This window comes from Mycolicibacterium rutilum, assembly GCF_900108565.1.
GTDB lineage: Bacteria > Actinomycetota > Actinomycetes > Mycobacteriales > Mycobacteriaceae > Mycobacterium > Mycobacterium rutilum.
Genome location: NZ_LT629971.1, coordinates 3,716,454 through 3,730,324 on the forward strand (window position 1 = coordinate 3,716,454; position 13,871 = coordinate 3,730,324).

Sequence of the window (13,871 nt, forward strand, 5' to 3'; positions counted from 1 at the left end):
ACGTATTGGCGGGTTTCTGCGCGGAAAACCCGCCAAAGCGTCGGTCTCGCGATACGAGTTAGCCGTTGGCGGCGATGTCCTCGAGGACCGCGAACATCGTGCGCGTCGGCACCCCGGTGCCGCCCTTGCCGGTGTAGCCCCACGGACCGCTGGTGTTGTACGCCGGGCCCGCGATGTCGATGTGCGCCCACTGCACGCCGTCCTTCACGAACTCGCGAAGGTACGTGCCCGCCACCAGCATTCCGGCGAACCGCGAGCCGCTGACGTTGGCCAGATCGGCCACCGTGGACTTGAGGTCGTCCTTGAGTTCCTCGGGAAGCGGCATCGCCCAGGCGTTCTCGCCGACCGACTGCGACAGGCCGGCGACCCGGTCGCGGAACTCGTCGCTGCCCATCACGCCGGGCGTCCGCGCGCCCAGCGCGACGGTCTGCGCGCCGGTCAGCGTCGACGTCTCGATCAGGTAGTCCGGGTCGTCCTCGCCGGCGCGCACGATCGCGTCGGCCAGGATGAGCCGGCCCTCGGCGTCGGTGTTGAGCACCTCGATGGTGATGCCGCCGTACTGGGTCAGCACGTCACCGGGGCGCTGTGCGGTCGACGACGGCATGTTCTCGGCCATCGGCACGGTCGCGATCACGTCGATCGGCAGCTTCTGCTTGGCGGCCAGCACGACGGTCGCGATCACCGCCGCCGCGCCACCCATGTCCGACGTCATGTGGTGCATGTTGGCGGCCGGCTTGATCGAGATGCCGCCGGTGTCGAACGTGATGCCCTTGCCGACCAACGCGACCCGCTTGCCCTTGCGCTTGGCGCCCTTGTGCGTCAGCCGCACCAGTCGCGGGGGACGCGACGAGCCCTTGCCCACGCCGATGATCCCGCCGTAGCCGCCCTTCTCCAGCGCCTTCTCGTCGAGGATCTCCACCGACAGGCCGACCGCCTCGCCCAAAGCCCTTGCGCGGAGCGCGAATTCGGCCGGGAACAGGTGGCTGGGCGGGGTGTTGACGAGGTCGCGGGCGGTGGCGACCGCGGTCGCGATGTCCGCCGCGCGCTGGGCGGCCTGCTTCTGAGCTTTCGCGTCGGCGCTCAGCGCGACGATCTCGCGCAGCCCGGCGTCCTTGGGCGCGGTCTTGGCGCTGCGGAAGTCGGTGAACCGGTAGGAGCCCAGGATCAGTCCCTCGATCGCGGCAGTGACGTCCAGGTCTGACAGCGTGGTCAGCACCGTCTCGGTGCCGTTCAACGAGCGTGCCGCCGCGCCCGCCGCCCGCCGGATCACGTCGGCGGGATAGCTGTCGCGCGGCTTGCCCAGACCGACCGCGAGCACGCTGGCCACCGGCAACGCCGGTGCGACGACGCGGGTCAGTTGCTCGGCACCGCCCTTGGCGCCCAGCGCCTGCAGCGCCGCCTCGATCTGGCGGGTCGCGTCGCCGTCGAGGAAGGGGCTGGCCACCACCTGCGCCGACGGCTCGTCGTCGCCGCCGCTGACGACCGGGACGATCAGCACCGCCGTGCCTGCCGTGCGCTTGGGCAGCGACGAACCGACGGTGACGGTGGGGGCCTGGTATCCGACGTATGCAGCGCTCACGGGACCCAACCCTAGCTTCACTGGCCGCCGAGCAGGTCGTAGGCCGTGACGGGCTCCTCGAAACCCTTGAGCGTCAACGGGTCCAGCTCGACGGCGGGCCGGTCGGGCAGCGCCGCACGGATCTCCGCGCCGGCCAGCACCTGGCCGGGCTCGGCGGCGCTGACCAGTCGGGCGGCCAGGTTCACCGGGGTGCCGAAGTAGTCGCCGCCGATCGCCAGGACCAGGCCGTAGCCCAGCCCGGCGCGCACCCGCAGGCCGGCCTCGCGCGCCCGCTCGTATCCCACCAGGTCGGCCGCGATCACCACGAGCTGTTCGGGCGACGTGGTCACCCACATCACCTCGTCGCCGATGAACTTGACCACCCGACCGCCGGCGGCGTGCACCACGTCGCTCACCTCGCCGCCGAACTCGACCAGCAGATCCGACAGCTCGGTCGGGGTGAGCCGCTGGGTCATCGCGGTGAAGCCCGACAGGTCGGCGAAGCCGACGCCGCAGGTCACGCTGGCCGACGCGTCGTGGATGACGTTCTCGAAGTACGCCCGCGCGCTGGTGATGTGATGGCGCCAGACGGAGTCCATCAGGGCCGAGATGCCGGGGATCAGCTCGGCGACCGACCGGTAGGCGCGGGCGGTGGTGAGTTCGTCGTGGGTGTGTGTCATCAGCAGGTTCGGTTCCGCGATCCGGATCATCGTCGAGCTGGCCTCGGCCAGCCGCGCCATCGTCGCGCCGACGATGCGCACGAAGTTCAGCGCCGCCTCGGGGCCGGCCGTCGCGGTGATCGAGCGCCACGACCGCAGCGCGTCGACGTCGGCGTCGCTGAGCGCGGGCGCGTCCGGGTCGGACACCGGCAGGCCCAGGGCCCGCCAAACCTGGGTGAGGTCGTCGACCGGCACGCCCAGCTGCTCGGCGGCGGCGCGCAGGCTCAGCGTCGGCCGGCCCGACCACTGCAGCGCGTCGCCGGCCAGCCCGAACAGCCGGCCCCGGCGTTCGGCCTCCACCATCTCCTCGGCGGTGAACCCCAGCGAGTCCAGATACTCGATCAGCGCCGCCCGCCGGTGCGCGTCGACCACCCCCGCGGCGTGCAGCGCGTCGAGGTCGACCACCCGCACAAGTGTGCCAACCGGGGCCGCCGCATTAGGGTGGTTCGGCGTGACCGACGTGTTGAAGGGCCCGCTGGAAGACCGCCACCGCGAACTGGGCGCGAACTTCGCCGAATTCGGCGGTTGGCTGATGCCGGTCTCGTACGCCGGCACGGTCAGCGAGCACACCGCGACCCGGACCACCGTCGGCTTGTTCGACGTCAGCCATCTGGGCAAAGCGCTGGTGCGCGGGCCCGGCGCCGCCGAGTACGTCAACTCCGCGCTGACCAACGACCTTCGCCGGATCGGACCGGGCAAGGCGCAATACACGTTGTGCTGCAACGCTTCCGGTGGCGTGATTGACGACCTGATCGCCTACTACGTCGCCGACGACGAGGTCTTCCTGGTGCCCAACGCCGCCAACACCGCAGCCGTCGTCGCGGCGCTGCAGCAGCGGGCCCCGGCCGGGCTGACGATCACCGACGAGCACCGGTCCTACGCCGTGCTGGCCGTGCAGGGACCGAAGTCGGCGGAGGTGGTCGGCGGGCTGGGGCTGCCGACCGACATGGATTACATGGGCTACGCCGACGCCGAGTTCGCCGGCGTTCCCGTGCGGGTGTGCCGCACCGGCTACACCGGCGAGCACGGCTACGAGCTGCTGCCGCCGTGGGACTCCGCCGGCGTCGTGTTCGATGCGCTGGTCGAGAAGGTGAGCGCCGCCGGCGGCGAGCTGGCCGGTCTGGGCGCCCGCGACACGTTGCGCACCGAGATGGGCTATCCGCTGCACGGGCACGAACTCTCGCCGGACTTCTCCCCGCTGCAGGCGCGTTGCGGGTGGGCCATCGGCTGGAAGAAGGACGCGTTCTGGGGGCGCGACGTGCTGCTGGCCGAGAAGGAGTCCGGACCGCCGCGGCTGCTGCGCGGGCTCAAGGCCGTCGGCCGCGGAGTGTTGCGGGCCGACCTGACCGTGCTCGACGGTGACCGGCCGGTCGGGGTGACGACGTCGGGAACCTTCTCTCCCACATTGAAGATCGGGATCGGGCTCGCGCTCATCGACACCGCCGCCGACATCGCCGACGGCCAGCGCGTCACCGTCGACGTCCGCGGCCGGGCGGTCGAGTGCGAGGTGGTCAAGCCCCCGTTCGTCGCGGCGAAAACTCGTTAGCACCCCGGATATACAATCGGTTTATGACTGACGGCCCCCTCGAGTTCACGGTTGAGCACAATGCGAACCGGGCGAGCGATGAGGTACGGGCGTCGATTCTGGCGAACCCCGGATTCGGTCAGTTCCACACCGACCACATGGTGTCGATCGACTACACCGAGGGCAGGGGCTGGCACGACGCCCGGGTGATCCCGTACGGCCCCATCGAACTCGATCCGTCGGCGATCGTGCTGCACTACGCGCAGGAGATCTTCGAGGGCCTGAAGGCCTACCGGTGGGCCGACGGTTCCGTCGTGTCGTTCCGGCCCGAGGCCAACGCCGCGCGGCTGCGCCTGTCGGCGCGTCGGCTGGCGATCCCGGAGCTGCCCGAGGAAGTGTTCATCGAGTCGCTGCGCCAGCTGATCGCCATCGACCAGCAGTGGGTGCCGCCGGCCGGTGGCGAGGAGTCGCTGTATTTGCGGCCGTTCGTGATCGCCACCGAACCCGGCCTCGGGGTGCGGCCCGCGACGCAGTACCGCTACCTGGTGATCGCCTCACCGGCGGGCGCCTATTTCAAGGGCGGGATCAAACCGGTCAGCGTGTGGCTCTCCACCGAGTACGTGCGCGCCTGCCCGGGCGGCACCGGCGCGGCCAAGTTCGGCGGCAACTACGCCGCGTCGCTGCTGGCGCAGGCCCAGGCCGCCGACAACGACTGCGACCAGGTGGTGTGGCTGGACGCCGCCGAGCGTCGCTATGTCGAAGAGATGGGCGGGATGAACCTGTTCTTCGTGTTCGGCAGCGGCGGCTCCGCGCGGCTGGTGACCCCGGAGCTGAGCGGGTCCATCCTGCCGGGCGTGACGCGGGACTCCTTGCTGCAGTTGGCATCTGACGCCGGATTCGCGGTCGAGGAGCGGAAGATCGACGTCGACGAGTGGCAGAAGAAGGCGGCCGCCGGCGAGATCACCGAGGTGTTCGCCTGCGGGACGGCCGCGGTCATCACCCCGGTCGCGCGGGTCAAGCACGCCGAGGGCGAGTTCACCATCGCCGACGGCGGGCCGGGCGAGATCACGATGGCGCTGCGCGACACCCTGACGGGGATCCAGCGCGGCACGTTCGCCGACACCCACGGCTGGATGGCGCGGCTGAGCTAGCCGACCGCCAAGCCCAGCGCGGCGACCGTCGTCGTCACCTCCACCGCGGCACCGAGCACGTCGCCGGTGATCCCGCCGAAGCGGCGCACGCAGTGCGCGACCAGCGCGGCGCCGCAAACCAGCGCCACCAGCACCGCGACCGGGCCCTGCCACGGGCGCGGGCCGGCCAGCACGGCCAGTGCCGCGGCCGCGACGACCCAGGCGGCCGCCACCGCGACGGGTTGGCTGCCCGCGACTCGCACGCCCAGCGCGCTGCCCGCCGCCGCGGGCACTCCGCGCCGGCACGCCAGCACCGCCGCCACCCGCCCGCACGTCACGGCCACCACCACGGCGACGGCGCTGAGCTGTGCGAACGCCAGGGCCTGCAGCAGTACGGCGAGCACCACCGCGGCGACGCCGAACGGGCCCGCCGCGCCGCCGCGCATCACCTCGAGCGCCCGCTCGGGCGGGCCGTAACAGCCCAGCCCGTCGAAAGTGTCGGCGAGACCGTCGACGTGCAACCCGCGGGTGGCCAGCACCAGAACCGCGACGGCGAGCACCCCCGCCAGCGCACCGGAGCCGAACGCCGCGGTCGCCGCCCACAGCGTCGCGGCCGCGAGCCCCCGAGCGCGAGGCCGACCACCGGCAACGCCGTCAGCGCGCCCCGCCCGATCGGCGGCGCCCACCGCACCGGCACAACGGTGCCGAACGCGAAAGCGCCTGCGACAGAACGGATCACGAGACCATGTCGGTTGCGACGCCCGCCTCGTCGAACGTCGCCATCGACGCCAGGGCGGCGACCGCGGCGCGCAGCACCGGCAGGGCCAGCGCCGCGCCGGTGCCCTCGCCGAGGCGCATCCGCATATCCAGGATCGGGTCCAGACCCAGCCGGTCCAGCGCGACGGCGTGCGCGGGTTCGGTCGACCGGTGCCCGGCCTGCCACCACTGACGGGCACCCGGAGCCATCCGTTCGGCCGCGAGCGCCGCGGCCGTCACCACCAGGCCGTCCAGCAGTAGCGGGGTCCGTCGCACGGCGGCCTGGGCGCAGAAACCGGCCATCGCCGCGAGGTCGGCCCCGCCGCAGATCCGCAGCAGCGCAAGGGGATCGGTGGTGCGGCGGCACCGGTACAGCGCGTCTCGGATCGCGGCGGTCTTGCGGGCCCAGCCCGCGTCGTCGACGCCGGTGCCGCGGCCCACCACCGCCACCGGCTCGCAGTCGGCCAGCGCGGCGATCAAAGTCGTTGCCGGCGTGGTGTTCCCGATACCCATGTCGCCGGCGATCAGCAGGTCGGCGCCGGCGTCGACCTCCTCGTCGGCGACCCGCCTGCCGGCATCGACCGCCGCGGTCAGTTCCTCGTCGGTGAGCGCGTCCTCGACCGCGATGTTGCCGCTGCCGCGGCGCACCTTGTGCGCGCCGATGGCGGGGGAGCGCGGCGCCTCGGTGTCGACGGCGACGTCGAGGACGCGCACCGTCGCGCCGGCCACCTCGGCGAGCACGTTGATCGCGGCGCCGCCGGCGTCGAAGTTGGCGACCATCTGCGCCGTCACGTCGGGCGGGTACGCCGACACCCCGGCCGCCGCGACGCCGTGGTCCCCGGCGAACACCACCACGCGGGCCCGCCGGAACTGGTGCGGTGGGCAGGCGCCCTGACATGCCGCCACCCACACCGACAGGTCTTCGAGCCTGCCCAGCGCCCCCGCCGGTTTGGTGAGCCGGTCCTGCCGCGCCCTGGCGGCGGCGGCCGCGTCGGCGTCGGGCGCCGCGACGGGATCGAACGGCGACGTCACACCGCCTCCTTGACCGTGACCGGTTGACCGGCGACGACCAGCACGACCCGATCGCACACCGCGGCCAGGCGCTGGTTGAGCGCACCGAGTTCATCGGCGAAGCGGCGCCCGGCGGCCGTCGCGGGCACCACGGTCAGCCCGACCTCGGGGCTGACCACCGCCAGCGGGGCCTGATATCCCGCGACCGCGTCGACGAGGTCCTCGACGTCGGTGCCCACCTTGGCGCCGGTCCACGCGCCGATGCGGTCCATCGTCGCGGTCAGCCACGCACCGGCGTCGTCGACCAGCGTCGGCACCGACTCGGCGCCCAATTGCGTTGCCACGTCGGTGGTTTCGACAGTGAACCAGCGGGATTCCCGGCGCTGCCGGTGGGAGGCGATCCTGGCCGCCCACTCGTCGTCGCCGCCGGGATCAGGACCGGTCGCCAGGTAGCGCAGCGGCTGCGGGGCGGGCGCAGCGTCGGCAAGCGCTGCCTCGGCCCACTGCGACTTGCCCGACCGGATGCCGCCGAGCACCAGCACACGCACCGGGGTCAGGTGACCTTGTCGCCGCGCTCGACCTGGGGGCGCGGCGCGCGCATGCGGCGCAGCTGCGAGGCGCGGCTGGCTGCGTAGAAGCCGAGCTTCCAGCCGCTCTCGGTGTTGTCCGGGAACTTCGCGTCGACCAGCTTGTTGACCTTGCGGCCGACGATGAAGCCGTCGATCACCATGATCACGACGAGCACCAGCATCGCGGGGGACAGCAGCCGCTGCACCTGGATCGACGGCACGGCCAGCATGACGAAGATCAGGCCGAGCGCCGACGGCATGAACAACCCGAGCACGTTGCGGCGGGAATCGACCACGTCGCGCACGAAGCGCCGCACCGGACCGCGGTCACGCGGCAGCAGGTAGGCCTCCTCGCCGGCCATCATCTTCTCGCGCCGCTGCGTCATCTCCTCGCGACGGGCCGACTTCTCGGCCTTGCGCTCCTCACGGGTCAGCGACTTGCGCATCTCCTTGCGGCGCTTGCGGGCCTCGGCGGCGGTCATCGGGGCCGGGGCCACCGGGCCGCGCCTGCGGGCCGCCTCGCTGCGTTTCGGCGTCGGCCTGCCCTTGGGCGCGGTGCCGCGGGCCGACTTGCCGGTGTCGGCAGTGTCTTCGGACACATCCGCGGACACGTCGGCGTCCGGGTTCGGCAGGTTGTCTTTCTTGCGGCCCAGCAGGTTCACACCCGCAAGGTTACTTCCGCGCCGGCGGCCGGCGACCGGCTGGGGACAAAGTCGGGAATAGCGCCCGAAAGAGGTACCGTTGTTTCAGTACGCCCCACACGATGAGGCCTTACAGGAGACCTAAATGACAGTTCAGGGAGAGACGGCCACCACCACCCACGGTGTGATCCTGACCGACGCCGCGGCCGCCAAGGCCAAGGCGTTGCTCGACCAGGAGGGCCGCGACGACCTCGCCCTGCGCATCGCAGTGCAGCCGGGCGGCTGCGCCGGCCTGCGCTACAACCTCTTCTTCGACGACCGGTCGCTCGACGGCGACCTGGTTGCGGAGTTCGGCGGCGTCAGCCTGACCGTGGACCGGATGAGCGCGCCCTACGTGCAGGGCGCGACGATCGATTTCGTCGACACCATCGAGAAGCAGGGCTTCACGATCGACAACCCGAACGCCACCGGGTCCTGCGCCTGCGGCGACTCGTTCAACTGACCCCGACGGGTCAGAACGCGCCGCCGGTGCGCGGCAGATAAGAGCAGACCAGGACCTCGTCGCCCTGCGCCAGTAGCTGGGCGACGGCCTGCTGTTCGTCGTTGCCGGGTCGGTCGCGCCGCGACGAACTCGCCGGCACCACCCGCATCGTGAACAACACCTGAGCCTGGTTGGGCGAGGGCAGCACCATCTTGTCGATCGACGTCACCTCGGCGCTGCTGTACTGCTTGCGGAACGCGTCACCGGACAGGCCGGCCAGCGCCAGGTCGGACCGCTTCTCCTTGACCGCGTCGAACAACCCGCACAGCGTGTGGCGGGCGACGGTCTCGTCGTCGCCGTTGGTCAACGCGTCCAGATAGTCCTGGATCGCGGCCTTGGCCGACTCCTCTGACAGCGCCGCCGATGACTGTGACGCCTGATCCCGGCCGCTCGTGGCGACCAGTCCCACCACCGCGGCGATCACCGCGAGGGCCAGCACCGCGCCCACGACGATCGGCCAGCGCCGCTTCTTGCGGTACGGCACCGGTGGCGGCAGCATCCCCGGGTAGGCGGAGGGCACACCGTCCGGATACGGCACGGACTGTGGAGGCATTTGCGGGCCGGCGGGGCCAGCACCGTATTGGGGCGGGTACGGACCCGTCATCGATTTGCTCCCCCGAGATGTGTGGTGGCAGAGGCCTGTCTACAGTGCTTTTTCGAGGCGGACATGTCTTTGTAGGCAGGTTAACGCACTACAATTATCTAGACGACTTAACAAACGAAGGGCTTAGTTCGTGACGATTGCGGTAACCGGATCAATTGCAACCGACCATCTGATGCGGTTTCCCGGGAAGTTCTCCGAACAGCTCCTGCCCGACCACTTGCAGAAGGTGTCGCTGAGCTTCCTCGTCGACGACCTCGTGGTGCACCGCGGCGGGGTGGCGGGCAACATGGCCTACGCGATCGGCGTGCTCGGCGGCGAGGTGGCGCTGGTCGGCGCGGTCGGCAAGGACTTCGACGACTACCGCAGCTGGCTGGAGTCGGTGGGCGTGGACACCGAGAGCGTGCTGGTGTCCGATTCGGCCTACACCGCGCGGTTCGTCTGCACCACCGACGACGCGATGGCGCAGATCGCGTCCTTCTATCCCGGCGCGATGTCGGAGGCGCGCAACATCTCCCTCGGCGAGGTCGCCAAGCGGCTCGGTGCCCCGGAGCTGGTGATCGTCGGCGCCAACGACCCCGAGGCGATGTTCTTGCACACCGAGGAGTGCCGCAGCCTCGGGCTGGCGTTCGCCGCGGACCCGTCCCAGCAGCTGGCGCGGCTGTCGGGCGAGGAGATCCGCAAGCTGATCGACGGCGCGACCTACCTGTTCACCAACGACTACGAGTGGGATCTGCTGCTGCAGAAGTCGGGCTGGAGCGAGGCCCAGGTGATGAGCCAGATCGGGCTGCGGGTCACCACGCTGGGACCCAAGGGCGTCGACCTGGTCAGCTCGGACGGCACCTTCATCCACGTCGACGTCGTCCCCGAGAAGCACCAGGCCGACCCGACCGGCATCGGCGACGCGTTCCGGGCGGGCTTCCTGACCGGCCGCAGCGCCGGGCTGAGCCTCGAACGCTCGGCGCAGCTCGCCTCGCTGGTCGCGGTGCTGGTGTTCGAGGCTCCCGGGCCGCAGGAGTGGAGCTGGGACCGCGACGAGGCCCTGCAGCGGCTCGGGGACGCCTACGGCGCCGACGCGGCCGCCGAGATCGCCGAGGCGCTGCGCTGATTTACAGCTGCACGGGGTAGGTCGGCTCGCTGATCTGCGGTGTGATGCTGTGCTCGACGAAGATCGCGTGCCACAGCATGAAGATCAGCACCGTCCACAGTCGACGGCTGTGGTCGGCGGCGCCGTCGCGGTGTTCGTCGAGCATGGTGCGCACCGCGGCGAGGTCGATCAGGTGACCCGCCTGTGACGACCCGACCATCGAGTGCGCCCAGTCGAGCAGCTCACCCGCCCGCAGCCAGTGCCGGATCGGCACCGGGAAGCCGAGCTTGGGCCGGTTCAGCACGTGCGCGGGCACGATCGGCTCCAGCGCCCGCCGCAAGGCGAATTTCGTTGTCGCCCTGGTGATCTTCTGGTCGTAGGGCAGCCGCGACGCCACCGCGAAGACCTCGGGGTCCAGGAACGGGACCCGCAGCTCGAGCGAGTTCGCCATCGTCATCTTGTCGGCTTTGACCAGGATGTCGCCGCGCAGCCAGGTGAACAGGTCGATGTGCTGCATGCGGGCCACCGGGTCCCAGCCCTTCGACGCCTCGTACACCGGTGCGGTGACGTCGGTGTGCGTCCACTCCTCGCGGAAGCCCGGCAGCACCGCGCGCAGCTGCGCGTCGGAGAAGCTGCGCGCGTTGCCGTAGTAGCGCTCCTCGAGCGTGAGCGACCCGCGGTGCAGCAGGCTCTTACCGCGCATCCCCTCGGGCAGCGGCCGCGACGCCTTGCCCAGCGATCGGCGCAGCGGCCGTGGCAGATACTCGAAAGGCTTGAGCGACAACGGTTCCCGGTAGATCGTGTAGCCGCCGAACAGTTCGTCGGCGCCCTCGCCGGACAGCACCACCTTCACGTGCTTGCGCGCCTCACGCGCGATGAAGAACAGCGGCACCAGCGCCGGGTCGGCGACGGGTTCGTCGAGATACCAGACGATTTCGGGCAGCGCGGCGACGAACTCCTCCTGGCCGACGACCTTGGTGACGTGCCGGGCGCCGATCGCCTCGGCCGACGCGACGGCCACGTCGACCTCCGAGAAGCCCTCACGCTCGAACCCCGTGGTGAACGTGATCAGCCGCGGGTTGTGCCGCATCGCCAGCGCCGCGATCGCCGTCGAATCGATCCCGCCGGACAGGAAGGCGCCGACAGTGACGTCGGCGCGCATGTGCTTGGCGACCGAGTCCTCGAGCACCGCGGTGATCTCGTCGTAGCGCTCCTGTTCCCGGCCGGCGACGAACGGCACGGGGGAGAACCGCGGGGTGAAGTAGCGCGTGACTTCCGGGGCCGCACCCGGCCGGATCCGCGCGTAGCTGCCGGACTCCAGTCGGCGGATGCCGCGCTGCAGCGTCTCGGGTTCGGGGACGTACTGCAGCACCGTGTAGTGCTGCACGGCGCGCTCGTCGATGCCCAGGTCCAGGTCCAGCGCGCCGGCCATGTCGAGCAGGCACTTCTTCTCGCTGCCGACCGCGGTGCCACCGGGCCCGGTCGCCAGGTACAGCGGTTTGATGCCGAACGGATCGCGGGCGCAGAACAGTTCGCCCTCCACGGTGTCCCACAGCGCGAACGCGAACATGCCGCGCAGCCGCGCCAGCGCGTCGGTGCCCCAGTGGTGGTAGGCCGCCAGGATCGCCTCGCCGTCACCGTCGGTGGCGAACGTCGCGCCGCACTCGGCGCGCAGCTGCTCACGAAGTTCGAGGTAGTTATAGATCTCGCCGTTGAACACCAGCACGTAGCGGTCCGGCGCCTCGGGCGGCCCCCAGCGCAACGGTTGGTGACTGTGTGCGATGTCGATGATCGACAGCCGGTTGAAGCCCAGCACGAGCCGGTCGTCCGACCAGGTTCCGGGCTCGTCGGGGCCGCGGTGACGCATCAGGTGCGACGCGCCGGACACCGCGTCGATCAGCTCGGGTCCGCCGGTCGCGGAAGGGTCACGCAACAAGGCCAGCAGTCCGCACACGGCGCCAGTATGCCCAACGCCCGCCACACCCGAGCACCGCAGTACGGAGGTGTGTCGAGACCGGCTCCCGGGCGTGGTCTACGCTGCGTAGTATTCGCTTCGAAACACCGACCGCACGCGGTCGCGCGGCATGACTCTAGGAGGCTCCAACGTGACACCTCGCGGGCTGAAGACGGCGGCGCGAACGGCGTCACTGTCAATCGTCCTTGGGGCCACGGCGTTGCTGCTCAGTGGCTGCAGCTGGTCTGAGGTCCTGGGCCTGGGCTGGCCGAAAGGCATCACGCCCGAAGCGCACCTGAACCGCGAGCTGTGGATCGGTTCGGTGATCGCCTCGCTCGTCGTCGGCGCCATCGTGTGGGGCCTGATCTTCTGGACCTCGGCGTTCCACCGCAAGAAGAAGACCGACACCGAGCTGCCGCGCCAGTTCGGCTACAACATGCCGCTCGAACTGGCGTTGACGGTCATCCCGTTCCTGATCATCTCGGTGCTGTTCTACTTCACCGTCGTCGTGCAGGAGCGGATGCTGCACGAGGAACCCAACCCCGAGGTCGTCGTCAATGTCACCGCCTTCCAGTGGAACTGGAAGTTCGGCTACAACAGCATCAACTTCGCCGACGGCACGTTCAACTACGAGGGCGGCGATCCCGAGCGCCAGGCCGCCGTCGCCTCGGGCCCGGAGGGCCTGGAGGGTGAGCACGGCGGCGAGTTCGGCGCCATCGCCGGCAAGAACCCCGAGGACCGCACCTACCTGGCGTTCGACAAGGTCGAGACGCTCGGCACGTCGTCGGAGATCCCGGTTCTGGTGGTGCCGTCCGGCAAGCGGATTCAGTTCAACATCGCCTCGGCCGACGTGATCCACGGGTTCTGGGTGCCGGAGTTCCTGTTCAAGCGCGACGTGATGCCCAACCCGCAGGCCAACAACTCCGACAACACGTTCCAGATCAGTGAGATCAACCAGACCGGGGCGTTCGTCGGGCGGTGCACCGAGATGTGCGGCACCTACCACGCGATGATGAACTTCGAGCTGCGCGTCGTGGAGCCCAACGACTTCAAGGCCTACATGCAGCAGCGGATCGACGGCAAGACCAACGCGGAGGCGCTGCTGGCGATCAACCAGTCGCCGACCGCCGAGACCACCCGGCCGTTCGACAGCCGCCGCGGTGAGCTAGCGCCCGAGATCAAGCAGGCGAGTAAGTAGGGACCAGTAGATGCATATCGAAGCCCGGCTGTTCGAGTTCCTCACCGCGTTCTTCATCCTCTGCGCGGTCGTGTACGCCGTCCTGACGTCGATGTTCCAGTACGGCGGCATCGAGTGGGCAGGCACCACGGCCCTGGTCCTGACCGCGGGTCTGACCCTGATCACCGGCACCTTCTTCCGGTTCGTGGCGCGCCGCCTGGACACCCGGCCCGAGGACTACGAGGACGCCGAGATCAGCGACGGCGCCGGCGAGCTGGGCTTCTTCAGCCCGCACAGCTGGTGGCCGGTGTTCATCGCGCTGTCGGCGTCGATCACCGCGGTCGGCGTGGCGCTCTGGCTGCCCTGGCTCATCGTGGCCGGCGGCTGCTTCGTGATCACGACGGTCGCGGGCCTGGTCTTCGAGTACTACACCGGCCCCGAGAAGCACTGACCTCTCGCAAGGTCACAATCGGGGCAACACTTCGTCCGCATAGTGCGCCGTGCGGGTCACCTCCCTGACGCCGTTGGGTAGTGTTGCCGGGGCACGGTCAGCCGCTTGTTGACGTGTCGCGCCGGTTGAGCAGTCGAGAAGGATAGGCGTA

13 protein-coding genes and 1 pseudogene are annotated in these 13,871 nt (G+C 70.3%); 6 read left to right on the forward strand and 8 right to left on the reverse strand.

The window, feature by feature from the left end; all coding sequences use genetic code 11:
- Window positions 1–58: 58 nt before the first annotated feature.
- Together BLW81_RS18015 and BLW81_RS18020 are read right to left on the reverse strand one after the other, a co-directional pair.
- On the reverse strand, window positions 59–1,579 hold the full coding sequence (locus BLW81_RS18015; RefSeq protein ID WP_083408351.1) for a leucyl aminopeptidase: 1,521 nt from the start codon (window positions 1,577–1,579) through the stop codon (window positions 59–61).
- A 17-nt stretch (window positions 1,580–1,596) separates the two neighbouring features.
- Window positions 1,597–2,682, reverse strand: a complete 1,086-nt coding sequence (locus tag BLW81_RS18020; protein ID WP_083410629.1) for an adenylate/guanylate cyclase domain-containing protein — start codon at window positions 2,680–2,682, stop codon at window positions 1,597–1,599.
- Between the two features lie 46 nt (window positions 2,683–2,728).
- On the opposite strand from BLW81_RS18020, the gene gcvT reads away from it, so the two are divergent.
- A complete protein-coding gene (gene gcvT, locus BLW81_RS18025) occupies window positions 2,729–3,823 on the forward strand; it encodes a glycine cleavage system aminomethyltransferase GcvT (RefSeq protein WP_083408352.1) in 1,095 nt (364 codons plus the stop codon).
- 23 nt (window positions 3,824–3,846) lie between these two features.
- Entirely contained in the window at window positions 3,847–4,953 is a 1,107-nt protein-coding gene (locus tag BLW81_RS18030) for a branched-chain amino acid aminotransferase (RefSeq protein ID WP_083408353.1), read from the forward strand.
- Here BLW81_RS18030 and BLW81_RS18035 read toward each other — a convergent pair.
- From BLW81_RS18035 to BLW81_RS18050, 4 genes and pseudogenes are all read right to left on the reverse strand, one after another.
- Window positions 4,950–5,671: pseudogene (locus BLW81_RS18035) on the reverse strand (adenosylcobinamide-GDP ribazoletransferase). The gene BLW81_RS18030 and the pseudogene BLW81_RS18035 overlap by 4 nt on opposite strands.
- Window positions 5,668–6,720 (reverse strand): nicotinate-nucleotide--dimethylbenzimidazole phosphoribosyltransferase, encoded by a 1,053-nt coding sequence (gene cobT / locus BLW81_RS18040; protein WP_083408354.1) that lies wholly within the window; start codon window positions 6,718–6,720, stop codon window positions 5,668–5,670. Before cobT ends, BLW81_RS18035 begins: the two are co-directional and overlap by 4 nt.
- Window positions 6,717–7,247 (reverse strand): bifunctional adenosylcobinamide kinase/adenosylcobinamide-phosphate guanylyltransferase, encoded by a 531-nt coding sequence (locus tag BLW81_RS18045; RefSeq protein WP_083408355.1) that lies wholly within the window; start codon window positions 7,245–7,247, stop codon window positions 6,717–6,719. Before BLW81_RS18045 ends, cobT begins: the two co-directional genes overlap by 4 nt.
- Window positions 7,248–7,252: 5 nt before the next feature.
- A complete protein-coding gene (locus tag BLW81_RS18050) occupies window positions 7,253–7,879 on the reverse strand; it encodes a DUF3043 domain-containing protein (protein ID WP_407662348.1) in 627 nt (208 codons plus the stop codon).
- Window positions 7,880–8,054: 175 nt separating this feature from the next.
- Between BLW81_RS18050 and BLW81_RS18055 the strand changes: the two genes are divergently transcribed.
- On the forward strand, window positions 8,055–8,411 hold the full coding sequence (locus tag BLW81_RS18055; RefSeq protein ID WP_083408357.1) for a HesB/IscA family protein: 357 nt from the start codon (window positions 8,055–8,057) through the stop codon (window positions 8,409–8,411).
- 10 nt (window positions 8,412–8,421) lie between these two features.
- Here BLW81_RS18055 and BLW81_RS18060 read toward each other — a convergent pair whose 3' ends face one another.
- Window positions 8,422–9,054 carry an Rv0361 family membrane protein gene (locus tag BLW81_RS18060; protein ID WP_083408358.1) on the reverse strand — a complete coding sequence of 211 codons (633 nt, stop codon included), beginning with the start codon at window positions 9,052–9,054 and terminating at the stop codon, window positions 8,422–8,424.
- 130 nt (window positions 9,055–9,184) lie between these two features.
- On the opposite strand from BLW81_RS18060, the gene BLW81_RS18065 reads away from it, so the two are divergent.
- Complete coding sequence (locus BLW81_RS18065; protein WP_083408359.1) at window positions 9,185–10,159, forward strand: carbohydrate kinase family protein; 975 nt, start codon at window positions 9,185–9,187, stop codon at window positions 10,157–10,159.
- Window position 10,160: 1 nt separating this feature from the next.
- Here BLW81_RS18065 and asnB read toward each other — a convergent pair whose 3' ends face one another.
- Complete coding sequence (asnB, locus tag BLW81_RS18070; RefSeq protein ID WP_083408360.1) at window positions 10,161–12,092, reverse strand: asparagine synthase (glutamine-hydrolyzing); 1,932 nt, start codon at window positions 12,090–12,092, stop codon at window positions 10,161–10,163.
- Window positions 12,093–12,243: 151 nt separating this feature from the next.
- On the opposite strand from asnB, the gene ctaC reads away from it, so the two are divergent.
- The gene (ctaC, locus tag BLW81_RS18075; RefSeq protein ID WP_083408361.1) at window positions 12,244–13,290 is read left to right on the forward strand and encodes an aa3-type cytochrome oxidase subunit II; all 1,047 of its coding nucleotides are present in this window, start codon (window positions 12,244–12,246) and stop codon (window positions 13,288–13,290) included.
- A 10-nt stretch (window positions 13,291–13,300) separates the two neighbouring features.
- Window positions 13,301–13,720, forward strand: a complete 420-nt coding sequence (locus tag BLW81_RS18080) for a cytochrome c oxidase subunit 4 (protein WP_083408362.1) — start codon at window positions 13,301–13,303, stop codon at window positions 13,718–13,720.
- The last annotated feature ends 151 nt before the right edge of the window (window positions 13,721–13,871 follow it).